This window comes from Rhodoferax sp. ZS1R8, assembly GCF_056521325.1.
This window is the reverse complement of record NZ_JBWMBA010000003.1, coordinates 610,590-636,785: the sequence shown is the minus strand read 5'-3', so window position 1 is coordinate 636,785 and position 26,196 is coordinate 610,590. Positions and strand designations below refer to the sequence as shown.

The 26,196-nt window shown below is 59.8% G+C and carries 22 protein-coding genes and 1 pseudogene; 16 read left to right on the top strand and 7 right to left on the bottom strand.

What is annotated here, in order from left to right; translation table 11 throughout:
* Positions 1-4: 4 nt before the first annotated feature.
* From AC097P_RS13835 to AC097P_RS13815, 5 genes are all read right to left on the bottom strand, one after another.
* The gene (locus AC097P_RS13835; RefSeq protein ID WP_479610992.1) at positions 5-865 is read right to left on the bottom strand and encodes a FecR family protein; all 861 of its coding nucleotides are present in this window, start codon (positions 863-865) and stop codon (positions 5-7) included.
* Between the two features lie 19 nt (positions 866-884).
* A complete protein-coding gene (locus tag AC097P_RS13830; RefSeq protein ID WP_479610991.1) occupies positions 885-2,261 on the bottom strand; it encodes a tetratricopeptide repeat protein in 1,377 nt (458 codons plus the stop codon).
* Between the two features lie 98 nt (positions 2,262-2,359).
* The gene (locus AC097P_RS13825; protein ID WP_479610990.1) at positions 2,360-3,742 is read right to left on the bottom strand and encodes a hypothetical protein; all 1,383 of its coding nucleotides are present in this window, start codon (positions 3,740-3,742) and stop codon (positions 2,360-2,362) included.
* Entirely contained in the window at positions 3,724-5,157 is a 1,434-nt protein-coding gene (locus tag AC097P_RS13820) for a hypothetical protein (RefSeq protein ID WP_479610989.1), read from the bottom strand. The genes AC097P_RS13825 and AC097P_RS13820 overlap by 19 nt, the downstream gene beginning before the upstream one ends.
* 15 nt (positions 5,158-5,172) lie before the next feature.
* Positions 5,173-10,362, bottom strand: a complete 5,190-nt coding sequence (locus AC097P_RS13815) for a tetratricopeptide repeat protein (RefSeq protein ID WP_479610988.1) — start codon at positions 10,360-10,362, stop codon at positions 5,173-5,175.
* Between the two features lie 190 nt (positions 10,363-10,552).
* Between AC097P_RS13815 and AC097P_RS13810 the strand changes: the two genes are divergently transcribed.
* Complete coding sequence (locus AC097P_RS13810) at positions 10,553-11,230, top strand: FxDxF family PEP-CTERM protein (protein ID WP_479610987.1); 678 nt, start codon at positions 10,553-10,555, stop codon at positions 11,228-11,230.
* A 33-nt stretch (positions 11,231-11,263) separates the two neighbouring features.
* On the opposite strand, the gene AC097P_RS13805 is transcribed toward AC097P_RS13810, so the two are convergent.
* Complete coding sequence (locus tag AC097P_RS13805) at positions 11,264-11,746, bottom strand: Lrp/AsnC family transcriptional regulator (protein ID WP_479610986.1); 483 nt, start codon at positions 11,744-11,746, stop codon at positions 11,264-11,266.
* Between the two features lie 142 nt (positions 11,747-11,888).
* On the opposite strand from AC097P_RS13805, the gene glmS reads away from it, so the two are divergent.
* From glmS to AC097P_RS13730, 15 genes and pseudogenes are all read left to right on the top strand, one after another.
* Positions 11,889-13,799, top strand: a complete 1,911-nt coding sequence (gene glmS, locus AC097P_RS13800; RefSeq protein ID WP_479610985.1) for a glutamine--fructose-6-phosphate transaminase (isomerizing) — start codon at positions 11,889-11,891, stop codon at positions 13,797-13,799.
* 574 nt (positions 13,800-14,373) lie between these two features.
* Positions 14,374-14,799 (top strand): response regulator, encoded by a 426-nt coding sequence (locus AC097P_RS13795; protein ID WP_479610984.1) that lies wholly within the window; start codon positions 14,374-14,376, stop codon positions 14,797-14,799.
* Between the two features lie 117 nt (positions 14,800-14,916).
* Complete coding sequence (locus AC097P_RS13790) at positions 14,917-17,646, top strand: excinuclease ABC subunit UvrA (RefSeq protein WP_479610983.1); 2,730 nt, start codon at positions 14,917-14,919, stop codon at positions 17,644-17,646.
* Positions 17,647-17,775: 129 nt separating this feature from the next.
* Positions 17,776-17,964, top strand: coding sequence for a DUF3606 domain-containing protein (locus tag AC097P_RS13785; RefSeq protein WP_479611078.1), 189 nt, complete (start codon positions 17,776-17,778; stop codon positions 17,962-17,964).
* Positions 17,965-18,108: 144 nt separating this feature from the next.
* Entirely contained in the window at positions 18,109-18,405 is a 297-nt protein-coding gene (locus AC097P_RS13780; protein WP_479610982.1) for a hypothetical protein, read from the top strand.
* Positions 18,406-18,485: 80 nt separating this feature from the next.
* Positions 18,486-18,881, top strand: a complete 396-nt coding sequence (locus AC097P_RS13775) for a cupin domain-containing protein (protein ID WP_479611077.1) — start codon at positions 18,486-18,488, stop codon at positions 18,879-18,881.
* Positions 18,878-19,414: a glycine zipper 2TM domain-containing protein gene (locus AC097P_RS13770; protein ID WP_479610981.1), complete on the top strand. Its 537-nt coding sequence runs from the start codon at positions 18,878-18,880 to the stop codon at positions 19,412-19,414. Before AC097P_RS13775 ends, AC097P_RS13770 begins: the two co-directional genes overlap by 4 nt.
* A 29-nt stretch (positions 19,415-19,443) precedes the next feature.
* Positions 19,444-19,683, top strand: a complete 240-nt coding sequence (locus AC097P_RS13765) for a PepSY domain-containing protein (protein ID WP_479610980.1) — start codon at positions 19,444-19,446, stop codon at positions 19,681-19,683.
* Positions 19,684-19,688: 5 nt separating this feature from the next.
* Positions 19,689-20,360 carry a response regulator transcription factor gene (locus AC097P_RS13760; protein ID WP_479610979.1) on the top strand — a complete coding sequence of 224 codons (672 nt, stop codon included), beginning with the start codon at positions 19,689-19,691 and terminating at the stop codon, positions 20,358-20,360.
* A 15-nt stretch (positions 20,361-20,375) separates the two neighbouring features.
* Positions 20,376-21,743 carry an ATP-binding protein gene (locus tag AC097P_RS13755; RefSeq protein ID WP_479610978.1) on the top strand — a complete coding sequence of 456 codons (1,368 nt, stop codon included), beginning with the start codon at positions 20,376-20,378 and terminating at the stop codon, positions 21,741-21,743.
* Positions 21,744-21,846: 103 nt separating this feature from the next.
* The gene (locus AC097P_RS13750) at positions 21,847-21,984 is read left to right on the top strand and encodes a hypothetical protein (RefSeq protein WP_479610977.1); all 138 of its coding nucleotides are present in this window, start codon (positions 21,847-21,849) and stop codon (positions 21,982-21,984) included.
* Positions 21,985-22,005: 21 nt separating this feature from the next.
* Positions 22,006-22,284 (top strand): annotated as a pseudogene (locus AC097P_RS13745) (hypothetical protein); the annotation flags it as partial.
* 82 nt (positions 22,285-22,366) lie between these two features.
* Positions 22,367-22,648, top strand: coding sequence for an HAD family hydrolase (locus AC097P_RS13740; protein WP_479610976.1), 282 nt, complete (start codon positions 22,367-22,369; stop codon positions 22,646-22,648).
* Between the two features lie 76 nt (positions 22,649-22,724).
* Positions 22,725-23,966 (top strand): lysophospholipid transporter LplT, encoded by a 1,242-nt coding sequence (lplT, locus tag AC097P_RS13735; RefSeq protein WP_479610975.1) that lies wholly within the window; start codon positions 22,725-22,727, stop codon positions 23,964-23,966.
* Between the two features lie 97 nt (positions 23,967-24,063).
* On the top strand, positions 24,064-25,314 hold the full coding sequence (locus tag AC097P_RS13730) for a glycosyltransferase family 4 protein (protein WP_479610974.1): 1,251 nt from the start codon (positions 24,064-24,066) through the stop codon (positions 25,312-25,314).
* Here AC097P_RS13730 and asd read toward each other — a convergent pair.
* Complete coding sequence (gene asd / locus AC097P_RS13725; RefSeq protein WP_479610973.1) at positions 25,286-26,176, bottom strand: archaetidylserine decarboxylase; 891 nt, start codon at positions 26,174-26,176, stop codon at positions 25,286-25,288. The two genes, AC097P_RS13730 and asd, sit on opposite strands and share 29 nt — an antisense overlap.
* Positions 26,177-26,196 lie beyond the last annotated feature (20 nt).

The window sequence follows — 26,196 nt, the reverse complement described above, 5'->3', positions numbered from 1 at the left end:
AAGATCAGGACTGGACCTGTACCGCCGGGTTGCCCAACAAATCGCGCAGGGTGTTGCCTGGGTTCTGGTCGCGGATGCCGTCGTTAGCGTTACGGGTGCGATCGGGTGCGAGGGATGAGTTCGGAGTATTCAGTCCATCGGGGCGGTCGTTGGTGCTGATCAGGTTGCCAGGACTGCCTTGCGGGGTGGTCTGTTGGGTTTCGAACCGATTCACCAACTCAGCCATATCGGTTGCAGAAACACGGACCGGATCTGAGGCCCCATTGGTTGACACCGTCACCGAGAACCCGGGGCGGGTTACGGTATGAAGCAGTTCACCATTGGGGTTGGCGACCTGCATATGTTCACCGAACAGAAACACCCCGCGGGTGGTGTCAGCTTGCGCATCCACCAGCGTGATACCGCCGCGAATACCGATGGTCGCTGTTGGAGTGCGTATTTGTGCGGCGCTTCTGCCCTGCGGCGTGATGAATTTGCTGACGAATCCTCCGACCGCGCGCAGTGAGCCTTTGAAAAGGTTTACTGCAATATTGCCTTGCTGGGCCTCGGGACGAAATACAAACTCGTCGATAACCAGTTCGGAATTGGGGCCAAGGGTCATGGACGACCTGTCCATGAACAAGATGTGAATCACACCCGTACTGTCGGTCCTGAAGCGTTCACCAGATGTGACCGCACTGCCGATGTAGACCACCCGCTCATTGCTGACTGAGAGAACGCCCGGTCGGGCAGCCGAGGTTATGCCTATCTGCCCTGCGGGTGGCGTGGCGGCAGTGGCTGCGACTGGCAGCGTACCGGTCGCGGCTACTGCTGCGGCAGCCAGCCACCAGTCATTGATGTCCATGGGGGGCGGTGGTGGGGGCATAGCGTTCTCCTGCCAGGGGTCAGTATTTCCAGACCACACCCACTGTGCCAGCGGTGTTGGTGTTGGTGTAGTTCGGAATATTGGAGGGCGTGTTGGCGTAGTCCAACTGCAACTGCACGGAAAGGTCCCGTGTGACGGGTATCAGCTGAACCGCAGTCCAGCGCCATTCTGTGTCTTTGCGTACCGTGCGGGCATCGACCGTGGGGTCGGCACCGCGGTAGTCGCGCTGCAGTGCATTGACGGAAAGAGTAGTCGTCCAGGGCAGGCCCGTGGACGAAGTGGGTGATGCATAGCTAAGTGTGTATGCGAGCCGGACCTGCGGGCCTTTGAATGCGGTATGGGGGGCATTGCCGTCAAAATCAACATAACCCAGTTCTGCGACCAGGAACTGGTTGACCCCCGTTTCCACCGTGGCGTTGACCTTCAGGCCTTGGCGCGATCCGCCCAGTACTACCGAGTTGGCGACATCGTTGCGCGACGAAAACGCAAGGCGGCTGTTTTCATAAGCGCCGCCCCACAACACGGTTTCGGATGTGCGGAAGTCTCCGTCCACGCCCCAGCCACCCGCGTTGAAATACACATTGCCGTTGGCCGCTGCGGTGCCAAATATAAGATGGGGGCGGAGGTTAAGTGTCGGTGCCGACAGACGTATGGGTTTGAAGCGTACGCCGGTGCTACCGGCAACCAATGCCACGTCCGTTGGCTTGCCCGATCCAGCTTCGCTGTTGTAGCTGCCGACCGAACTGTAGTGGTTGGCAAAGGCCACAACCGATGTGACGATGGAGGCTTCGTTTTGCTGGTCCAGGTCAAATGCGTGATTCAGCGCGGCCCATGCATGTACGTCTGTGTCCGACCTGGGTCCGGCGTCTCGGCCGCGTGCCACAGCATTGCCCAGGTAGTACACGGTACCGCTATCAGACGCCGCTGTTGGATTGCTTTGAGATCGCACCCCCAGCAGGATGCTGCCGGACACCTGCGACCGCTGGTTGCGGGCCAGCACTTCACGCAGCAGCAATTCCGCCTGGCTCTTTTGTTGCGGGTCCAGGCGAGGGTCAGCGATGGCTGCGCGCAGATAGGTTTCTGCAATGGCGTAAGAACCGAGCCGGAAATACAGTACACCCAGCTCCAGACGGATGCTGGCTGAAGCGTCTGGCGACACCAGCAAACTTTCCAGCGCGGCGATACCGCCTTCGAAGTTGCCGGAGCGAACCAGCAGGCTGGCGTATTTGCTATGGGCCTCGACGGAGCCTGCCTTGCCAATCACCTCCTGGAAGGCCTGTTCGATTTCTTGGGGTGCGGGTGTGTTTTGGGCGATAGCCGGGGCCGCGATTGCCGAAAGACATAGCGCTATTGGCGCCAGGTGCTTGGCCAAAATGGGTGTCCGTTGATCAATCATGGTTCATATCCCTGAAAGAAGGCCGCGCGGTTTCCCGTAGGAGTTCGCTCCAAACGGGAAAGATCTGACCAGCAGGGAAACAATATAGCAGGAAGCCTTCATGTTGAATAGCTGAGACTCAGGTGTGTTACCAATAAGCCCAACTCGCGTTTGTCGTCGGAGTTACCCAGAGCATGGGGCGAAATCGGGTTTAGCGGCCGGAAGTCAAGCAACATGGTTGCGCCGTCTGCCAAGTGCGGCGCCGCGACCCGTACGGTGTGCAGGGTCTGGTGTCCACATACCAGTGTGGTTGCGACGGTGCCGTTGACCAAGAGTTCCGCTTGGGTCGTCGGGTGCTGCGGCCCGACCAGCCCTTGGGCCAGAATTTCGATCACCAGATCCTTGCCATCTTCACACCCAGTGACCAAGGTTAACGACAACTGGGCGCTGGACGCAATGGTCCAGGTGCCGCCATCGGATGAAAAATCCCAACCCTGGCGTTGGTACAGGGGGGCATTGCCCCCCAGGCGAAAATCGATGGGGTCGCCCGGTCGGTAGCGACCGGTTTGCTGTGTAGACGTATTAGCAGCCGGCCTTAATCCCCGGTTGTTGCCTGTGACCACCAGATAGGTAGGATCCAGCTGTGCGGCCGTGTAACCACCATAAATGGTCTGGCCGTGGATGGCCGTATGGCCAAAGAAGGATGGTGGCGAAACAAGGCGCTGCGCAGGCACCGGCGGGAGAGGGGGCGACTGGGTGCTCGCACTGATGTGGTTGACGGCATGGCCCAGCAGTGGGTGTTCGCCCCTCTTGACTAAAACCGCCAAGGCGTCCTCGCGCTGGGCCAGGGACCAGCGCGAGGATTGGCTGTCGAAGCAATGCGCGGACGCCAACTGGCCCAGCAGCGTGGCCAGGCCCTGCTGGTCAATGGCCAGGCGGGCACCACTGCGACCAAACCGCAGGTCACGGAGAAACTCCCGGGTGGTGGAAATGCCGGGCAACTCCAGGTCGGCGGGCTGGTAGTGCAGGTCTTCGATGCAGTAGATGCCACCCGGCGCCAGGTGCGAAAACAAGTTTGCAAGCGCAATTTGCTGGTGGTGGGAGGCGTGGCTGCCGTCGTCAATGATGATGTCAAAGGCGCCACCCGTCTGCTCGACCAACGTTGCCAGGTCGGCAGGGTTGGATTGGTCTCCCTGGAAGATGTGTATGCGCGGCTCCGATAGCTGGCGAAAATCCTCGATGTCCAGACCAAATATGCTGGCCTGCGGCAGGTATTGGGCCCACATGCGCAAGCTTGGGCATCCGATTTCGGCTAACCGGCCCCGCCTGTCCTCCTGGGTTTGGCCATGTACCAGACCGATTTCCAGGATGCGGATCGGTAGATGACGCACACGTTCCAACAAGGCGGCATAGATTCGCGTGTAGCCGTGGGCGCACAATACAGAGTCGCCCTTGTCGCTGCCAGCCTGGTTAGCCAAATGGGTTAGTTCATGGATTGGCATATGGCATAGCTGGAGAAGCGGTTGATCCAGTCCGTTGCGCTGAGGCGGTTGACCATGGCCGCGATCACCGCATTTCCATTGCGCAATTGGGCTAGTTCCTGGCGGATGGCGTTGCGCTGCGCCTGCACACATTGCATGGCCGCAGCTTGGGCGAGTGTCAGGGTTTGCAGTAGCGCAGGTGGCAATTCATGTTGCGCTTCAAAGCGTGGAGCAAAGTCATCGCCGATCGGGTCTAGGCCGGTGGCGGTGCCATGTGGGGCGGTGTTGAGCATCTCGATGGCCAAGCTCCATTTGTCGAGTTCGCTGGTGCGTATCGCCGACTGGAATCGGAAATGGGGATCCCGCTCCAACGCAAGGCTGTCGAATGCCTGGTATTGATGGTTGTCAATGTGGACCAGTGCAAAAAAATCTATGGGCTGTGCCGTTGACTGGCTGAACCGCCACCAGGAAAGTCCCGTCGACACAAGGTCACAGACCAGTGCCTGGTCGAGGCCGTGCTTGTTGAAGTAACGGGCAAACCCTTCGACATCCGCAGCCAAGGCGGCTCTGGATACATGGACCAGATCTGAGTCCTCCTCGGGATGGAGCGCCAGGAATATTTCACTTAAAAACTGGCAGTCCCGTGACAGGAACAGAATATTCTTCTTTCCACAAACTTCACGTTGCATGCGGACCGCTTTGGTGGCGGTACACAGTAGGGGAATATTAAATCCGACGAAGTGGTTCCACAGCTCTGCTTCCAGCGTGTCGGGTACATACGGGTTGGCCAGGCGTAGCCGGCGAACCATTCGGCTGATGGTTGGCAACCCAATGCCGTCGAGATACTGTTCTGTGCCACTCTGAGCTGCGCCGGTGTAATGGCTGGTCGGAATGCCGAACCGCTGCGGCTGTTCTACGTCTGCATGCGCGTTGTCCCCAAGATGCCGGAGAATCAACCAGCGTTTGGTCAGTTGCGGCCAGATGGTTGCCTGGTGCTTGCCGGCATTGCTGACGAACAGGTGTACGAACCGGCGCAGTCCCACGTGCTGCAGCAGGCTGCGCAGGATGGTAGCAGGCAAGTACATGTCAGACACCACCAGATCGAAATCGCGTACGGCTGCGATGTTTTCTGCGATGGGAATCGCATTGTCGAACTCTGCCTCGATTTCCGCCGCCATCAGCCTTTTGGCCACGTGTGCTTCGCAGTAGCCCGTAGCGCACAGCCGACGGTAGATCGTAGACAGGTCAAAACTTTCGCCAGTGGAAAAGACTGCCTGTTCGGCCTGCATGCGCGCCGTTGAAAAGTCTGCAAGACCCATTGCAAGGCCTAAATCGGAAAACAGGTTGACCGGGCTGATGCAGGCACGCGCAACCAGCGTATCAAACAAGTCGAAGGATTGAACGGTTTTGCGTAGCGGTATCACAGTGGCAGCCATACTACCTGTGTTTCGCTAGTGCGTGAAAAGGCCGCGCAGCGCTGCCTCAAAGGGCTGGGTTGCATAGGCCTCGCGGGTCTTGCGCTGCATTGCATGGCATATCTTGCGCCACTTTGCAGCGTCTGTGTACAGCACTGCGATTGCTGCAGCAAACGCCCGTGCGCCATCGGCGGCCAGGATCTCCTGCCCGGCTTGCCATCCCAGCTGGTCTACGAGCAGTGGAGTTGCCACGACAGGAATGCCGTTGCAGCCAGCCTCGATGACCTTGGCTGGTACACCGGCTGCAAAGCGCGTGGGCGCAACAAATACTCGGTGCTGGTCGTAACACGGTGCCAAGTCTTTGACGCGTCCCACGAGCTGGATGCGGTCACTGGCCAGGGCGGCTACGGGGCCCGATGTACAGTCACCGACGATATCCAGGTGCAGGTCGAGCGTATGCTCGGCGTGTAGAAGCGGCAGGACTTCGTTGCAGAACCACAGCAGGCTGTCTTCATTAGGCGTGCCCGCATGCACTGCACCCACAAAGAGCAAACCCTCGCGTTGTGTCCAGTCGGGCGTTTCTGCCCGGGTTTCCATTGCATGCGTCAGAAGGTGAACCCTGCTCGCGCCGGCCGTGCGGACGATGTGGGCTTCGCTAGCCGATACACAAATGACGGCGTCTGCCCTCAGCGTCAGCGCCAATTCCCTTTGCAGCAACTCTTGTGCAGCCTGTGGGGGAAGGGGATTGCCGCTCAAAGCGGCCTTGGCGATGTCGCGTAATGCAAATAGGGCCTCTGTGTCATAGATGACTTTCATGCCGATGAACAGCTTCGGACACCTGATTCGCAATGCGTCCACGATCACCATATTGGGCGAGCGGCTGACCAGCACAAAGTCATACACCCCAACACGCTGCAGCAAGAATTCTTCAAGGCCCGCTGCGCCAACGTCCAGCATGACTTCCACCGTCTCCGGCACTGTGGTGTAGACCGCGCGCCAATCTTCGTGGATCTCCCACATGGGAAACAGTGTCACGTCGCAGGAGCTTGCCAACGCCTGCAGAATGATTCTCGCGCGGGGCAGACCACCGCCGGCCGGGGCGTGCGGCACGCAGTTGTCGATGACCAGAACGCGAGTCCTGCGCACGACCCGCCATCGGTCCAGGTGCGGCGACGCCTGCAGAGGCCCGGGCCTATCGGCCAGGCGCTTCTGGTGGCGTGCGCTGAAGCGCTTGCAGTTGTTCTCTATCATCGCGACCGCATCCTGGTTCGATGCTGCGCTCCCCCACTCGAAGTGCGAGATCCACACGCTGGGGTCATAGACCACTCGGTGACCCGCGTCCCGCATGCGCATGCAAAGATCGGAGTCCTCGTAGTAAGCGGGTGCGAAGGTCGGGTCGAAGCCGCCCAACGTCGTCCACACCTCGTGACGAACCATTAGGAATGCGCCGGAGCAGAAGTCTACGTCGCGCACAAAGCTAAACGCTGGAAGCTTAGGGTCTTGCCCACGGCCATAGCCTGCTGTTGCACCACCCGCGTAGGCGATGCATCCGGCTTCCTGCAGGCTCCCGTCGGCCAGCACGATGCGCCCGCCCACTGCTCCGATGCTCTGATCCGAATCCAAACGAGCCAAGGCCTGGCGCAGGGCACCGGCCTGCAGAATCGCGTCGCTGTTCAGGAACAGGATGTGTCTGCCGCTTGCCAATGCCGCCCCTTGGTTGGCGGCGTACAGAAAACCGAGGTTGTCGGCATTGCGGACGATGCGGGCACCATTCAGGCGGTCTAGCAAACGCTCGGTGTCCGTGCCCGACGCGTTGTCCACGATGATGGTTTCGAAGTGCACGTCTGACTGATCAGCCAACGCAGATAAGGCCTGTCGCGCCAAACCGGCCTGTTTGAACAGCACGATCACCACAGAGACGTCTATCGGGGGTGCAGTACCTATAGGGGGCGGCGCAAAGTCCAGGCGAGCGCCGTTTCTCAACCAACCTTCCCATTGGCGCTGAGCCATGGCGCGAACGCGCTCCTTGGGACTTGGCGCGTCCGACACAGCCTGTGCGCTTTGCTTCCACTGCTCGCATGCTGATTCTATGGCTTGGGCAACCCGTGCACCCCGGACCAGTTGCGATGCTGCAACTTCGCTGCGCAGACGCGCGCGCAAACTGGCCAGCGATTCGAAATCGGCTGCTAGCGCGCACACGGTGTCGATATAGCCGGCTTCGTCCGACGCCGCCCACTCTGTATGCCCCAGGGATCCAAGAATGGAGATGCCTTGCCGAGCTCCAGGCCAGTTGCCGGCCAGGGTAACGAATGGAACCCCCATCCACAGCGCATCCAGCAGGCAAAGGCCGCCGTTAGCCGGAAAGCTGTCCAACGCAATATCAATGTCGTAATAGCCGGACAGGTAGTCTTGGTATGCACGTTGCGCTCTGAACGACACGCGGTTGCGATCCACCCCGCCGGCGAACAGCACACGATTGAGGTCACTGCCGAACTGCGCGCTCTGACCGTGCTCACCCATGAACACCAGGCTCGCGCCGGGTAAGCGCTGAAGTAGCCGGCACCAGACCTCTAGAGTCCTCGGCGTTATACGAAAGGCTCTCACGGCGCAGCCCAGGGTGATGTTCGCGCTTGCAAGTCGTGGAAGGGGCGTGATCGGTGGCGAGCAAGGCGGTGGCTGCCAACACCATTGACCCCCGGGTATCCTAGTGATCCTTTCTTCGTAGTAGGCATCGTTGGGTTCGGGCACGGCATAGACATCGGACAGCATGTGGTCAAAAACGCCGCCACCACTGCACCATGTGCCCAACCAGGCGCATTGAACCGGCGCAACCCTGTGGGCAAATTGCCGCAGAACTTCGTCCTGACCCAGGAAAGGCGCCACTCCCACCGTATCTATCGCAACGTCGATCTGGTTGACATGCATCGATGCCGCTAGGTCTTGCCCTTCCAACGCCTCCAAATACACTTTTTCGGCAAGGCCACCCAGGCTATCGCGTGCGACGTCGCAGTACAAGAAGACGTCTACTGTATCGAAGTTGTGTGCTGCCAGTACGCCTGTCAGCAGCGATCGGTGAAAGTGCGCTGCGACATACGCGATACGCAACCGCTTTGGGGCAAACCGGTCCGGCGCACGCTGTGCAAGGGGATAAGCGCCACATTGCATCACCAACTGCCGATTCCATTTACGAGATCGGAGAGCCAGCTCTGATGCGGACACCGAGCTTTGCGTACCCAGCGCATATAGTGCCGACGCCTGCAGGAACCCGTCATCCGGAAAATCGTTGTTTGCTAACTCAATGAGAGCGAGAAATTCGAGATGGGTACCCCGCGCTTGGCATGAGTCCAAGGCTGATTTATAGAGGCTGAGCCTTTGCGCGCGTGGCAGGCCAGTCAGTGACTTCAACGCCTTTCGGTTGCCTTGGGCCGCCATAGTCATTAACAGCGGCGCAGTCTTTTCGACCAACTTGCGATGGCGCAACAGTTCGGTGCAAACAGCGGCCGAGTTTGCCCAGTGGTCGGACCCGCGATCCAGCAATAACTTCGCATGCAGCAGTTTTAGATGGGGATCGTCCGGATGTGCGCAACGGGCCTGTAGCAGGGTGGCCACGGCCGCATCCGGGTCTCCGGCGAAGGCCTGTGTCTCTGCCCACTCGTGGAGACAAACGGGGTTTTGGGCGTCCGCAGCGCAGGCTTGCTGGAACGCTCGGGCTGCCTCCCCAAATCTTCCACCGCCGCGCAGTATCCACCCCAGTTGTTGAAAAAGTGGTGCGGCAAAGTCAGGCTCACATGCCAGCGCCAACCGCGTGAGGCGCTCGGCCTCTCGCAAATGCCCCTGTGCATGGCGCACGTGGCCGAGTGCGTGGAGAGCTTGGGACGACCGTGGATGTTGCGCTACTGCCGCTCCTGCCAGCACTGCCGCCTCGAGTGTGTCATGGCACGCTACCAGAATGAACGCTACTTGTACACCGAGATCGGGCAGGTTGGGGCACCGGATCTGCAACTGCTTTAATGCGCTACGGGCATCGTCCAGCTGACCGCTTTCTACGCCTAACCAGGCTGCCAAAATCCAGGCCTCCGGCCGGTAGACCTGGTGCCGCAAGGCCCGGTGCACAGCTACCCTAGCAGCGCCAATTCGTCCACGTTTTTGCAAAGTTTGCGCGAGCAAATACCATAGAAATTCATTGGCGCGGTCCTTGGCCAGCAGCTGATGAACGCGGCGTCGCGCAGCGGCGATGTCTCCGATATCCAGTGCCGTTTGCACTTGCCATTCGCCCAGCTGCGCGTGATGGGGCTGGCGATCTAGGGCGGCAGAAATGACGGCAGCAGCGTCGGCGAATTGATGCCTGGCGCGCAGGTACCGGGCGAGCATGATCGCTGCATCGGCGGTGGCTGGGTCAGCAACCAGCGCCCCGCGGAAGTGATCTGCAGCAGTCTCGTTGTTGCCCAAGCCCTGTTCGGCGATCCCCATCAATAAATGGGCGTCAGCACACTCGGGTTGCCGCTTGATCAACTGTTCGGCAATGTCTTTCACCTCTGCAAACGCTTGTGCGTCCCGGTAGTGCCAAGCCATGGCCAACAGAACTTGCTGTGATTGGGGGAAAAGTTGCACAGCGCTTTGCAAAATGCGATGGGCTTGGCGGTGCTGGCCTTCTTCGTTGAGCGCTCGCGCCAGATGCACGTAGGTTGTTTCGGACTGTGGAGCTGTCTGCAGTGATTCTTCTAACAGCGGGATGGCCTGCGCTGGCTGCCCCTGCAGCAACAAAAACCAGCCCAACTGTGTTTGCCGCTCGGGGGTTGACCGCCGATCCAATGCGTGCCGTATCCAAGCCGTGGCCTGCGCCATTTGGCCCTGGTCATGGTGTAGCCACGCGAGTGTGGCTGCGGCATCGTCAAGCGCAGGGTTAATGGCCAAGGCCCGATCAAGATGCTGTACGGCCGCGTCGAGCTGTCCCTCCTTGAGCGCCAGAATCCCGACACGCCATTGCAAGACTGCTTGTTCCGGGAAGCTGGCAAGGGCGGGAGTCAGCACATCGGCGGCGGCCTGCAAGTCTCCCTTTTCGATGAGAAACCAGCCCAGTGCTGCGCAACTGCTCACTCTCTGCATGGGATGCTGTGCCTGCTGCCAAGCGTCTCGGGCACTGGCGATGGCCTTGTCCAACTCGCCCTGCTCGTAGAACAGCCAAGCCATCTGGCAAAGTTTGTCGATCTCCAGGACCAAATTCAAGTCTGCACCTGCTTGTCTTGCAAAGCCCATGTTGGGCCGACTGTGGGTCAAAGCAGTCTACCCGAGTGGCAACTGGTCTAGATCCATCCCTTGCCTAGTCGAACGGCCTATTGCCGAAAACTCACTGGACAGGACAATCCGCGGCTGTGCCGCTTGGCACATTAACCCGTCAACCAAACTGTATTCAAACATGACAAACACTTTTCGCGCCGCTCTGTTGGCTTTCGCTGTAGTTATTTCAGGTTTCGCGAATGCAGCGCCCTTCGCTAACGGAAGCTTCGAATCCCAAAATTTAAGTCAAAGCTGGGTGGGATATCTCTACGGAGATGCGGCTTTTAATCAATCGGTCGGTTACGGCCCCGTGGCCGTGGAGGCGCCTGGTTGGTCCTTTTCTTATACATCCGGTCTGTCGTATTCCATTACGACTGGCCCACAATTGTGGAGCGGCACGGCTAAGGACGGAGACGTCTATGGCTTCCTGCGGCTTTCCGGGGCGTCGATAAGCCAAACGTTTGACGCCGTTGCCGGTAGCTACACATTTTCCTATGATTTGGAGCAACGTACTAATTACCGAGTTGGTGGTCCGCAAACTGTCTCAGTGTTGTTCGACGGCAATACTATTTGGTCTGGCACGCCCGGGGATACCTGGAGTTCCTATTCGTTCACTGTGAATAACCAAGCTGCGGGTTCCCATACGATAAGCTTCGCCGGCACAAATCTGAACAATGCTTCCGATACGTCGGCCTTTATTGACAATGTGGCGTTGGCCGTAACACCTTCTGTACCAGAGCCGGAGTCTTTTGCCATGATGCTTGCGGGACTTGGTCTTTTGGGAACGACTGCACGTCGTCGTAAAACGTACCTCTGATCTAGCCTGAATGTCCGGCAGCTGAGCGTCGGCTCACACCAACGGCAACTCAGCTCCAAACTTGCTGCGTTTGATACTGAAGAAGGCCTTGGTATTGCGCACATTGGCATCGCTGGTGAAGAGCCGCTGTGTTAGCGCCTGGTAAGCTGGCATGTTGGCTGCGTGGACCACCAGCACAAAATCGGGTCCGGGTGACACGCGGTAGCACTGCTGCACCGCGGGATCGTCTGCAACCCGTGCCTCAAAATTTCCTAAGGCTTGTGCGTCTTGTCGGTCCAATGTGATCTCCACAATAGCGGTTAGACCGAAGCCCAGCGTATTGGCCATCTTTTCCGGGTTCAGGATAACGATGTGGCGTTCGATGAGCCCGGCTTCGTGCAGTCGCTTGACGCGCCGCAGACAGGTCGGTGGCGATGTGCAGACCTGCTCAGCGAGTGCCTGGTTGCTCAAGCTGGCGTCCTTTTGCAGAAGCGCCAGAAGTTGTTTGTCCACTTCGTCTATGGATGTTGATTTCATTTATAAAATAAAATTTGGATAAAAATTACACTTTCGGGATCTAGTGAAATTATTATTCAATATTCATAAAATTTAGGAAATAAATTTCTTAAATGCGGCACTACGATTCCCTATCTTCGAATTTTCAAACGGGAGTGTGCGTATGTGTGGCATTGTTGGTGCGGTTTCGACTCGCAATATTGTTCCGGTCCTCGTTCAGGGGCTGGAACGTCTGGAATACCGGGGTTATGACTCCTGCGGCGTCGCCGTTTACGCGCAGGATGCGGGCCACTCTGGCCTGCGTCGGGCACGCAGTACATCGCGCGTTGCGGAGCTGGCAGCACAGGTCGCTGCCGGAGGCGATTCAGCCGGCTTGGCAGGTAACCTTGGGATCGCCCACACCCGGTGGGCCACACACGGCGCACCATCGGTCAGCAATGCACACCCCCACTTCAGCCATGGCTCAGGGGCCGACGCGCACCAGCGGCCCGGCCGGATCGCGTTGGTACACAACGGAATCATCGAAAACCACGATGAGTTGCGCGCCACGTTGAAGGCCAAGGGCTATGGATTTGTCAGCCAGACGGACACCGAAGTCATTGCACATCTGGTGGACAGTTTGTACAACGGCGATCTGTTCGAAGCTGTACAGGCGGCTATCGGCCAACTGCATGGAGCCTATGCTATCGCCGTGTTTTGCAAGGACGAGCCGCACCGCCTGATTGGCGCTCGCGCCGGTTCGCCGCTGATCCTAGGTGTTGGCAAGGACGGGCAAGAGCATTTTTTGGCCAGCGATGCGATGGCCCTGGCGGGCGTCACCGACCAGATCGTGTACCTGGACGAGGGCGATATGGTGGACGTGCAGCTGGGCAAATACTGGTTGCTCGACAAGGCGCGAAAGGCTGTAACCCCCGCGCAGCGCCCGGTCAAGACTGTGTTGGCGCATAGCGGCGCGGCCGAGCTGGGTCCGTACCGCCACTACATGCAGAAAGAGATCTTTGAGCAGCCCCGCGCCATTGCCGATACGCTCGAAGGCGTCGAGGGCATAGTCCCCGAGCTGTTCGACTTGCAAATGAACCACAAGCCGGGCGCCAACGCCGCGCGCGTATTTGCAGAGATTGACTCGGTGCTGATTCTGGCGTGCGGCACCAGCTACTACAGTGGCTGCACCGCCAAGTACTGGCTGGAGAGCATTGCCAAGGTGCCGACCCAAGTGGAGGTAGCCAGCGAGTACCGCTACCGCGAATCCGTGCCCAACCCCAAGACGTTGGTCGTCACCATCACACAGTCGGGCGAGACCGCGGACACGCTGGCCGCGTTGCGCCACGCCCAAAGCCTGGGCATGCGCCATACGCTGACTATCTGCAATGTGGCGACGAGCGCCATGGTGCGCGAATGTAGCCTGGCCTACGTGACGCGCGCCGGTGTCGAAATCGGTGTGGCCTCCACCAAGGCCTTCACCACGCAGTTGGCCGGCTTGTTTCTACTGACGCTGGCACTGGCGCAGGCCAAGGGGCGCCTGTCCGACAGTGAAGAGCAACGCCACCTGAAGGCCATGCGCCACCTACCGGCCGCGTTGCAGGCCGTACTCGCGCTGGAGCCGCAAATCATCAGCTGGTCGGAAGACTTTGCCAAGAAGGAAAACGCGCTGTTCCTTGGCCGCGGCTTGCACTACCCGATTGCAATGGAAGGGGCGCTCAAACTCAAGGAGATCACCTATATCCACGCCGAGGCGTACGCCGCTGGCGAGCTCAAGCACGGCCCGCTGGCTCTGGTGACCAGCGAAATGCCGGTAGTGACCGTTGCTCCAAATGACGCGCTGCTGGAAAAACTCAAGAGCAACCTGCACGAAGTCCGGGCCCGAGGAGGGGTGTTGTATGTGCTGGCGGACGCCGACACACGCATCGAGAGCGGTGAGGGCATGCACGTGATCAGAATGCCTGAGCACTACGGCGAGTTGTCGCCGTTACTCCACGTCGTGCCGCTGCAATTGCTGGCATACCACGCTGCTTGCGCGCGGGGAACTGACGTAGACAAACCTAGGAATCTGGCAAAGAGCGTCACCGTGGAGTAGTCGTGTATTTGCTCTGTTTCTAGTGCTGATCGTGTTGTCAAGCAGCATGAGGTCCCGCTCGTCTACTAATCGGTGAATGAAGAAATTGTGAATCTGCGAAACAATGGTGGTCAGTTTTCGGCGGCGGCAACATACCTCAATGCCCAGGCCATTGAGCCAACGCCCCCAATGGTGGGCCGATCCACAGGCTTCCATGATCACCAGATTCACATCTCGGTTGGCAAACCAGCGTTCAAACTGGGTGCGTGTGAGGCGGTGTGTTTCAACCACGCGCCATTGTTCGGGGGAGTCCATGCATCAATTGAGAGGACAGTCCCGGTAAGCCGGGTGTTAATATTTGAAGGACCACTTCGAGCCACGTATTTATGGTGGCCATGGCTTGAATAAAGGTTGCCCTTAAGGGCGAGTCCTTTGGGTTCAGGTTCTGGGCGTCGCGAAACTCTTCATCAGCGTTGCAGTCCTTGGGTGTGCTGGCGAACAACGATGAATTGCGGATGGAGTTTTGTGTTGGAGAACACAGACGCGCAAAGGCCTCCAAAGTAGGCTGAATCATCGCCTATTCACAAGGATGTCTATGTCCCGAGTCCCGATGTTTTTGATCGCTGATGCGAACTCGCCAATGCGACGCACTATCCGCGGCATGTTGTCGGACTGCGGTTTCTCTGAAATCCACGAGGTCGACAACGGTGCCGCCGCGCTGCAAAAACTGAAGGCCAAGAAGTTCGACTTCTTGATCACTGATACCGTGCTGCCTGGTCTGGACGGTTTTCAATTACTGACGGCAATTCGCACTGATCCCCGGCTCCACCCTCTGCCAGTTCTATTGGTGACTGCCGAGGCGAGTGCGAGCAGCGTAGTACACGCTGCTCAGCAAGGCGCCTCCGGATACATCGTGAAGCCGTTTACGCGGGCCACATTGGAAGAGAAGATCGCATTGATTTGCAAAAAGCTGCAGGTGCCTACGCCTTCGACGTGCCTAGCCTCTGCTATCGAAGCCTAATGCATTGTATTCAGTGGAGAGAACTTTGCTTTCGTATGAGGCATCCAAATAGCGATCAGATGTACCTACCCAGTTTGCTATCGGGGACTCTGATAGCGCATAAGGCTCTGTAGCTCAATGAGTACCAACGCGGGAGGATCGACGCCTCGACAATCCCGGGCCAATAGGGGTACCCGCAGTAGCGGTGCAAACAAGACTACGAAGACCGGCGCATCACGCAAAGTAGGCGACCTTGGTAGCGCTGCGCCGGACGCAAAACCGCTGACAGATTTTATTCAGGTAAGAGGTGCGCGCGAGCACAACCTGAAGGATGTGAACGTGGACATTCCTCGCAACGCACTTGTGGTCTTCTCAGGTATTTCTGGCTCGGGCAAATCCTCATTGGCGTTCGGAACACTCTTTGCTGAAGCACAACGGCGTTACTTTGACTCTGTATCGCCCTACGCCCGACGCTTTATAGACCAAGTAGGTGTACCTGATGTCGACAGCATCGAGGGGCTTCCACCCGCTGTTGCCTTGCAGCAGCAGCGCGGCGGAACAAGCACGCGCTCCACCCTGGGGTCCATCTCCACCATTTCCAATTTGCTACGAATGTTGTACTCCCGAGCTGGCACTTACCCCGCCGGGCAGAGCATGCTGTTCGCCGAAGACTTTTCTGCGCAAACCCCGCAAGGTGCTTGCCCGGTATGCCACGGACAAGGCCACGTGTACGCGGTTACTGAAAAATTGCTGGTCCCCGACGACTCTCTTTCGATTCGCGAGCGCGCTGTGGCCGTGTGGCCGCCAGCTTGGCATGGGCAGAACTTGCGCGACATACTCGTCACACTGGGCTACGACGTGGACGCCCCGTGGCGCGACCTGCCTAAGAAAGACCGAGACTGGATACTGTTCACCGACGAGCAGCCTACCGTCCCGGTGTACGCCGGGTTTACGCCGGCAGAAACACGAGCGGCGTTGCGCCGCAAGATGCAGCCAAGCTACCAGGGCACCTTCACCGGCGCCCGCAAGTATGTTGCGCAAACCTTTGCCACAACCACCAGCGCCCTGATGAAGCGGCGTGTCGCGCGGTTCATGCAGGGGCAGCTGTGTCCCAGTTGCCATGGCAAGCGGCTCAAGGCGGAGGCGCTGTCCGTCACGTTTGCGGGCTTTGATATTGGCGCGCTGTCGCAACTGCCGCTCACCCAGGTCGCCCGGGTCCTGGGTCCGGCGGCCCAAGGCCAGTTCGCTTCAATGGAGGGCGACGCAACCCGTGCAAATACTGCACCGAAGCCCCGTCGCCGGATAGCAGCTGGTGAACCGCATGCGGGCGCTGACGATGTGCTGCGCACGCCCGACCTCTCTGAAGAAAAGCGCATCGCTGCCCAGCGCATTGCGCGCAATGTGCTGGACCGTATTGAGACCTTGCTGGAGTTAGGCTTGGGCTACCTGTCATTGGAGCGCAGCACGCCTACGTTGTCTCCTGGCGAGCTGCAAAGGGTGCGGCTGGCCACCCAGATACAGTCGAACCTGTTTGGAGTCGTCTACGTGCTGGATGAGCCGTCGGCAGGCCTGCATCCGGCCGACAGCGAGGCTCTCCTGGCGGCGTTGAAGCGCTTGCTTGCCGCCGGCAACTCGCTCTTTGTTGTAGAACACGACCTGGCAGTGATGCGGCAGGCTGACTGGATTGTGGACGTCGGCCCCGGCGCCGGCGAAAAGGGTGGTGAGGTCGTCTACAGCGGTCCCCTTGACGGCCTGCGCACGGTGTCCACATCGCACACTGCCCACTATTTGTTTGCCGAACCAGCGCTTCAAACGCGGGGACTCCGGTCGCCACAAGGCTGGTTGAAGCTGACCGCCGTGGATCGCAACAACCTCCGTCAAGTCGATGCGGCGTTTCCGCTGGGAGTGGTCACAGCAGTTACCGGCGTCTCGGGCTCCGGCAAGTCCAGCTTGGTCACGCAGGCGCTTGTCACACTCGCGGCCAACCACTTGGGCCATGCAGTAACGCCGGCCGACGAGGACGAAGCGGAGGAACCCGTGCCCACGCGCACCGTCGTGCTCAACGGACAGCTCAGCGGCGATTTAGAGTTAGTCCGCCGCTTGGTGCAGGTGGACCAAAAGCCCATTGGCCGCACCCCACGCTCCAACTTGGCAACCTATACCGGTCTATTCGATACGGTGCGCAAGCTGTTTGCCGGGACTGCAACTGCGCGCAAACACCGTTGGGCTGCTGGCCGGTTTTCTTTCAACGTGGCGGGTGGGCGCTGCGAGACCTGCGATGGTGAAGGTTTTGTCAGCATCGAACTGTTGTTCATGCCCAGCGTGTTTGCGCCCTGCTCGACTTGCCATGGGGCACGTTACAACGCAAAGACGCTGGAGGTGCAGTACAAAGGCAAGAACATCGCTGAGGTATTGCGCTTAACGGTGGACGATGCCTGCAGCTTCTTTTCAACTGAACCCACGGTACTCCAACCGCTCAGGCTGTTGCGCGACATTGGTCTGGGCTACTTGCGCCTGGGACAGCCTGCGACAGAATTGTCAGGCGGCGAAGCCCAGCGGATCAAGCTCACTGCCGAACTACATGGACAAAGCAAAGGCCAGACGCTGTATGTGCTGGACGAGCCGACAACCGGACTGCACCCTGCGGACGTGGACCGCTTGATGGGTCAACTCCACGCCTTGGCAGATGCCGGCAACACGATCGTATTAGTCGAGCACGACATGCGCGTGGTTGCGGATTGCGATTGGGTCATCGACATTGGGCCTGGTGCAGGTATCGAAGGAGGCCGTATTGTCGCCACCGGTACACCTGCACAGGTCGCTAAAAATGGGAGCAGTCTGACTGGCCGGTACTTGCGAAGCAACTGATAGCGTATCCGTCTGCGCTAAGCGCTGGAGAAGTACCTGACGGACGCTTCGCTGTGCGGCAGGGTGGCCCATCGCACAGAAAAAACGGTAAGTCAGACATAGCATGCATCGACTTACACCCTCTAGGAGATCTCTCATGTCCGACAACAGGCAGAAGACCGGCCACAAGACAGTTCCCGCATAAACACCAGCGAAGACTATGAAGTCCGGTACTGGACTGAAAAATTCGGTGTCACGGCTCAAGCACTCAAGGAAGCGGTAAAGGCGGTCGGTTCATCCGCCAAGGCCGTCGAAGACCAACTCAAAAAGTCCCGCTAGCCCAGCCGGATGGAGCCACCAGGATGGTTGGGCATTACCCGCATCGTAAGCGCGCCCACGTCGTTCAATAGAGCCGTCCCTTTTTGCTATAAAATACGTAGCACTACGCTCGATGAGAAGCGAAGTTTTTAAAGGTAAATCCAAATGGCAACTGCAAAGAAAATCATCTCGAAGGCCCCAATGAAGGCCCCAGCTAAAGCTCCAAAGGCTTCCGCTAAACCCGCCGCCAAGAAGGTGGTTAAGGTCTCGAAAGAGGTCAAGGCCATCGCAAAGCTCAATGAGAAGATTGCTAAGGTCACAGCGACCCTGAATGCACTCAAAGCTCAGCGCACTACCCTGAAGGAAGCTCAAGCTGCGGCGAAGTCAGCGATAACTGCAGCGCCAGAGAAGCGCGCTCTTGCCAAGGCTAAAAAGCCCGCACCAAAGCCCTCAAAGAAGTAAATCACTTCTTCCTGAAACGGCCCGTCAAGGGCCGTTTTTTCATTGCAGTTGCAGGCGTTTGTCAATGACCGCAGCTAAGCATTCAGCGGCTTTCTCCTATAGCACGATCATCATGGCCGCACGCACAAGAGAATGCAGAGGAGTTCGTCTGTGTCATTGGTGAAGTAGCCGCTTGGATCGACGGCTATATTTACCCGATTCCCTCGGGTGATCTGGCGGCGTTTCCGGCCGGCACTGGCATTTCGCACTGCTTCATCAATAACAGCGGCAATGAAGTCCTCTTGCTCGTTGGCGGAGAAGCGCCGAAGCAGGGCAGCAGAATTTTCTATCCGCTGAATCCAGCGCGTCGCTCCGACATAAGCGAATCGAACCGGTGGACGGATTCAGAGCATGCCGTTTTCCCACATCCATTCAGCTACCGTTCACCCAGTCCCGCGCAAGATGCCCCCATACCAACCCAAAGAGGCATCCTATGAAACGTCTTGCTATCGCTCTCGCATGTACTGTTGGCGCTTTTGTTGCGCAGGCAGACACCTTCTTTGACAACGCCCGCGTGCGCAGCGCCGAGCCGCAGTATGAAAACGTCACCGTGCCGCGCGAAGAGTGCCGCACCGATTGGGTGACTCCGCCCCCGCGCGTCTACAACGAAGGCCCTCACTATGGAGGCGTGGCACTGGGTGCGCTGGCCGGTGGCGTGGTGGGTAACCAGGTTGGCCGCGGCAGCGGGGGCGGGGGTCGCGAGGCTGCCACAGCCTTCGGCGCGCTGGTGGGAGCCATTGCCGGCGACCGCATTGCCAGCAATAACAATTACCGCTACGCGCAAGTCCAGGAAGCCCCGCGCCAGGTCAACCGCTGCCAAGTGGTCAACGATGTCCAGGCACGCCTGACCGGTTACAGCGTGGCTTACGACTACCGTGGCCAGACCTACACCACCCTGATGCGCGAAAACCCCGGTCCGTACCTACAGGTGCGCGTGTCAGTCGACCCCGTTGGCCCTGTCCTGCGGTAACCCGCTCTTGCGGTAGTACGATGATGCCCATGACTTCCCGCATTGCACGCTCGCTGCTCGTCGCCTTTATGCTGGTCTGCGCGCCCGCGTGGGCCGACATAGGCCGAGATGAAGCCGCTGCTGCCGCCCGACAGGCGGAGGGTGGGCGCGTGCTGTCGGTGGACAAAGCCCAGTTCGGCAATAGGGCAGCTTGGCGCGTCAAGCTAGTCACTGCGGGTGGCGAGGTGCAGGTGGTGATGATCGACGCCGCCACGGGAAAGCCGCTTTAATTTTAATGCGCCTGCTGCTGATTGAAGATGATGCGCCGCTGCGGCTCTCGCTCGCACTGCGTCTGGAGGCCGATGGCTACCGGGTGGACCAGGCCACTGATGGGGAAGACGGCCTATTCCAAGCACGCGAGTACCCAGTGGACCTGGTCATCGTCGATCTGGGTCTGCCCAAGCTCAATGGACTCACGGTTGTACAACGGTTGCGCGCCGATGGCAAAGCCTTACCCATCCTCATCCTGACTGCGCGCGGCAGTTGGCAAGACAAGGTGGTGGGTCTGGAGTCGGGCGCCGACGACTACCTGGTCAAACCGTTTGAATACCCCGAGCTGGCAGCGCGCGTCAAGGCGCTGCTGCGCCGCGCCATGAAAGCCGCCACCGCTGTACTGACCGTGGGGCCGCTCAGCCTGGACATTGCTGCGCAGGCCGCCCACCTGAACGGTGCGCCCATGGAGCTGACGGCGTTTGAATACCGTGTGCTCGAATTCTTGGTACGCGAGCGTGCACGCGTGGTCAGCAAGCAAGAGCTTTCCGATTACCTCTACCCCCACGACCAGGACCGCGACAGCAATGTGCTGGAGGTGCTGGTGGGCCGCCTGCGCCGCAAACTGGATCCCGAAGGCGCGCTGGCTCCGATAGAAACCTTTCGCGGGCGCGGTTACCGCTTCACCCTTGAATGACGCGGGTCGCCCCACATGAGGTTTTACGCGTTGTCGATCCGCGCGCGGCTGATGGTGGGCGGTGCCGTGGTGTTGCTGTCATTCATGGCCGTGGTCGGCGTGGCCCTGCAACGTGCCCATACCGATGGCGTGCGCGCCGCGCATTACGCCCGTTTGCAAAGCACGGTGTACCTGCTGCTGGCCGGGGCTGAGTTGGACGCTGCGGGCGCGCTGGTTATGCCGACCGAGTTTGCCGAACCACGCCTGTCGCTGCCTAGCTCGGGCCTCTACGCCCGCATCGTCAATGTGGCGCGGGGTGAGGCATGGCAATCGGCATCCACCCTTGGGCTGACTCTGCCCTTTGATGGCGACGTTCCGGTGGGTGCGTGGCGTTACGACACGTTGCAGGCGCCTGCGGGCGCATTCTTGTCAGCCACTTACGGCGTGCGCTGGGCAGGGCAGGGCAAGGCCAGTGTGCGACTGGTGTTATCGGTGGTGGAGAGCAGCGTCGCGTTCGATCGCGAAACGAGGGCCTTTCAGCGCACGCTGTGGGCTTGGCTGGGCGGGGCGGGTCTGTTGTTGTTGCTTTCGCAGACCTTGCTGTTGCGCTGGGGCTTGGCGCCGCTTGAGCGAGTGTCGCAAGAAGTTGCCCGTATTGAAAGCGGCGAACAGACCGAGGTGCAGGGTCGCTACCCCAGCGAGATTGCCGCCCTCACCGGTAACCTCAACACCCTTATCCAACAAGAGCGGGTGCGTCAGACGCGCTACAAAGAAGCGCTGAGCTATCTGGCCCATAGCCTGAAAACGCCGCTGGCCGTGCTGCGCTCCGCCCTGGGTCAACCCGACCAACTGGCTGACACCGTGGCGCAACAGGTGAACCGCATGGACCACATAGTGCAGCACCAACTGGGCCGCGCCGGTGCTAGCGGCGCAACGCGTTTTGCGCCTTGGCTGGCGCTGGCGCCAGTAGTGGGGCGCATTTGCGATTCGCTGGCCAAGGTATATGCCGACAAGCAGTTCGCCTTCACTGTCGATTGTCCGCCCGACCTGACGTGGCGCATGGACGAGGGTGACGCCTTCGAGATGCTGGGCAATGTGATGGACAACGCAGCCAAATGGGCCGCGGGGCGCATTGACGTGCGGCTGTGGCGCGAGGGTGGCGCCCTGCGCATCCGCGTGCAAGACGATGGCCCCGGCTTTACCGATACGCAGGCCGTGCTGCAACTGCATGTGCGCATGGACGAAAAAGTGCCCGGCCACGGCGTGGGTCTGGCCGTGGTGAACGACCTGGTGGCCAGCCACGAAGGCACGCTGGCGCTGGGGGCTTCGGCTTGGGGTGGGGCGCAGGTGGACATTGCGCTGCCTGTAGCCGTGAAACACGGTGTTACTTTCATAGGGTCTTAGTTGGAGGGAAATAGGGGCCAGCGGCCAGTTATGTTGCCTTGGTTCAGTTTGCGTTCATGCACCAGGGCGCAGCATGGGGCCCTGTCAACCCAAGGAGCAATCCATGAACCGCATCGTTATCCTCAAGTCTCTTGCCGAAGCAGCTTTGGCGCTGGGCACTTTGGCGGTCGCCTCCACGGCCCATGCACGCGACGATGTGCAATTCTCCATCACGCTCGGAACCCCTGACGTCTATGTGTAACCAGCTCCAGTCTATGCGTACCCTCGTCCCGTGTACGTGCAACCGGCACCGGTCTATGTGCAGCCCGAGCCGGTGTATGTTCAGCCCCAGCCTGTATATGCACAACCGATATCGAGCTATATTTATCCCCGCCCTGTCTACTACACGCAATCGGCCCCTGTGTACGGTGGTTGGGGCCATCAACGGCAACGCCACCACCACGGTCGCGACATTAACAACCGAGGCCCCATGGATGACTATGACGATGACGGCATTCCCAACCGCTATGACCGTTTCCCGGGCAATCCGAAGTGGCGGTGAGCGGAAATGTGTTTGTCAAACTGAAGCCACGGGGTTATTTCAGCGGTCACCACAGGGCAGCCCAGCGCTACCAGGTGGGGCTATGGCAATGTCTGGAGTGTGTGGCGGATTCAACCGGAGCCGGCTCGGTATCAACCCGGCGCGTGCGTATACCTGCGGTGATGAGCACAAGGACTTTAAGGCCGCGATCGCCGCCGGCATGCACGCCTTCATGGTGTCATACGGCTTTGAAGACTACACGCGCCTGACGGAAAGATTCCAAGTGCCAGAGGAGGTCATCTCGCGGACCCCCGAGGAGCTGTGCGCGCGCGTTCTGCATGCATTGGACTTGCAGGCCTCCCCGCGAGGCGATTCACAGAACTGACTTGTAGCCCCGATAGCATCGCCGGCGATCCTCGATGACGAGGCCTTTCAGACTCTGATGGGAGCCCATTTTGCCCATGCATCGCACTTTCTATCTTCTCCTGATCGTGCAATTCATTTCGACCATCGCAGACAACGCCTTTCTCATCATTGCCATTGCCAGGGTCATAGAACTGGCCGCTGCGGACTGGGTAACACCGGTGCTCAAGATTGGCTTTACCGTTTTCTATGTGTTTCTGGCCCCCTTTGTAGGCCCGCTGGCCGATGCCATTCCCAAGGGCCGGGTCATGCTGCTGGCCAATGCGCTCAAGGTGGGCGCCGTGCTGCTATTGCTGGGCGGCATCGACCCGATCCTGGCCCTGCTGTTCGGCGGACTGGGTGCCGCCATATACGCGCCGGCCAAATACGGGCTGATCACGGAGCTGTTGCCGGGCAAAGACTTGGTGCGTGCCAACGGGTTTTTTGAGAGCACGACGGTGTGTGCCGTTATCTTTGGCACGGTGCTGGGTGGCCTGCTGATCAGCCCCGCCATGCCGCACATCGATTTGCCGCCGGAGTATGCGCATTTTGGCAGCGCGCCTACCGAACTGGTGGCCGGCATGCTATGCCTGCTGGGCCTGAACGTGCTGGCGCTGGCGCTGAACTTTGGCGTCAGCGACAGCGGCAAGCGCTACCCCCACCATTCCTTCCACCCGGCGCGCATCGTTCGGCGCTTCTTCCAGGAGAACGCCGTGTTGTGGCGCGACCCGCTGGGCGGTATTTCCATGTCGGTCACCACCCTGTTGTGGGGTGTTGGCGCCACCTTGCAATTGATCGTGCTGCGCTGGGCGAACGAAGCCCTAGGACTGACCCTGGCGCAGGGCGCCTATTTGCAGGGCGTTACAGCGTTCGGTGCGATCGCAGGGGCCGCGCTGGCCAGTCGCTTTGTCGCGCTGCACCAGGCGATCAACGTCCTGCCTTTGGGCGTGGTGATGGGACTGTTGTTTCCGGCCATGCTGGCGGTGCATTCCATAGAGATGGCGGTCGTGCTGCTGATACTGCTGGGCACGCTGGCTGGCTTCTTCATCGTGCCCATGAATGCCTTGCTGCAACACCGCGGTTGCACACTGCTGACGGCGGGGCGTTCGATTGCCGTACAGGGCTTTAACGAAAATGGCGGCATGCTGGTGATGCTGGCGGTCTATGCCGTGGCCACTGCGCTACAGCTTTCGCTGCACAGCCTGATCTGGAGTTTTGGGCTGCTGGTGGCAGGCTGCATGGCCTTTGTCTTGGTCAGCCAGTACCGGGCTCGCTTTCACCGCCGGGCCGCCCCAGGGTGAAACACGCCTCCGCAGCGGTGGGCGTTCGGGCTGACAGTCTTCAAAATTTCAACAAAGCATCATCAAACTGTTATGTGGGGTCGGTAGCCTCAGGGGCGTGAACCCTCCGAACGAACTGTTGATAGAGTCCTTTGCCGCGCGCCCGCCCAGCCTGCGTATTGCCGTGGTGACCGAGACATTCCCTCCCGAGGTCAATGGCGTGGCCATGACGCTGGGGCGTATCGTAGACGGCCTGTTGGCGCGCGGCCACGCGGTGCAGGTGGTAAGACCCCGACAGGTCAAGGAAGGCCAGTCTGCCGCCCGTACCGGCCTCGACGAAGTGCTGTCCCGGGGCATTCCCGTACCGGCCTATGGCGAGTTGCGCTTTGGCCTGCCGTCCAAAAACCGCCTGGTCAAGCTGTGGAGCGAAAAGCGCCCCGACATCGTCCATGTGGTGACTGAAGGCCCTTTGGGCTGGTCCGCTGTGGCCGCGGCGCGCGCGCTGCATCTGCCGGTCACCAGTTCTTTTCATACCAATTTCCACAGCTATTCGCAGCATTACGGCATTGGCCTTTTCAAGAAAACGATTGAAGGCTATTTGCGCAAGCTGCACAACCGCACCCAGGCCACGCTTGTGCCCACCCGCGCCATGGTGGCCGAGCTGGAAGCCCGCGGGTACCACAACGTGGGGCTGATGTCGCGCGGCGTGGCGATTGAACAGTTCAGCCCGTCCAAGCGATCGGCAGAGCTGCGCAGCAGCTGGGGTGTGGCGGATGACGCTCTGGTGGTGGTGCATGTAGGCCGCCTGGCCAAAGAGAAGAACATCGCGCTGGTGATTGCTGCCTTTCGCGCCATTCAGGCGAGGGTACCGGCGGCGACCATGGTGTTTGTGGGTGATGGACCGCTGCGCAAGCAGGCCCAGGAATCATGCCCAGAGGCCATCTTCGCCGGTGTGCGCAAGGGTGAAGACCTGGCGCGCTATTACGCATCGGGCGACATGTTTGTCTTCCCCAGTCTGACCGAAACCTTTGGCAATGTCGTGCCCGAGGCCCTGGCCAGTGGGCTGGCGGTGCTGTCCTACGCGCATGCGGCCGCCAAGGAGTTGATCGTGACTGGGCGCAACGGCGTGCTGGTGCACGGCACCGAAGAGCTGGATTTTGTGGATGCAGCCGTGGCGCTGGCGGTCGACACAGCGCTGCAACGGCAACTGCGCCAGGCGGCTCCGGCCAGCGTCGCCCACCTGGCATGGGATGCCGTGTACGACGGTTTTGTGGAAACACTGTCCGGCGTGCTGGAGCGCCACGGCCGCCAATTCGGCCCTGCGCGTCCCCAGGCTGCGGCTACACCCCTGAGCCCTTCCAGCGCATGAGGGCTTGACCCATGCGCACATGGTCGCCATCGGCCAGACCGTCGCACAAGTCGAATCCCTTGGGCGCCAACACGATGACGGTGGAGCCGTGCTGAAACCAACCCATCTCCTGCCCTTTGGTGAACGGTGCATCACAGGCCACGGTCGTCGGACCTTTGTAGCGCAGATGGAACAACACATCCAGAAAGTGCAGCCGTATGCTGGCCACGAGAATCGCGGCAACCGGCACCAGGGCCACACGTTGTCCGGCACAAGGACCATCGCCACCCAGCCGGGTGCGGATGAAGGCCCGCTCATTTTTGCAAAACAGTTTCTCGACCCGGCCCAGCGCAATCGGGTTGACGTTCCAGGTGTCGCCCGAGAAGTAGCGCACGCGCTCCACCGTGCAGTCAAAGGGCGCGTGGAAACGGTGGTACATGCTGGAGGTCAGGCGCAGGGTGACGAAGCTGCCGTTCACCCAGTCGGCGATGTTTTCCTCTTCCCCCAGCAGGTCTTGCAGCGTGTACGGAAAGCCCTTGGCCTGAAAAACACGCGTGCCCTCTATTGGCCCGTGGGCGCCGACGATGGCGTCTACCGGACTGCTCATCACCAGCGGGTCCATCGCCACCGGGCGCAGGCCGGGTTTGAGCGCGCGGGTGAAACAGTCGTGCATGCTGGTGAAGCGGCTCTTGCTGGCTTCGCTCAGGTCCAACGCCGAAAAATATTTCCAGATCGCAATCGACAGGTCTCGCACTACGGGTTGCTCGATCTTGCTGAACCAACCAATAAATTGCGTCAGCCAGCGGCGCGGCAAGCGGTTGGTCAGCAGGAAGTTCAAGTCCTCTTGGTTCAGGATGGAATGGATCTGTTGGCGCAGGCTCATGTCGTGGAATCTCGCAGTGT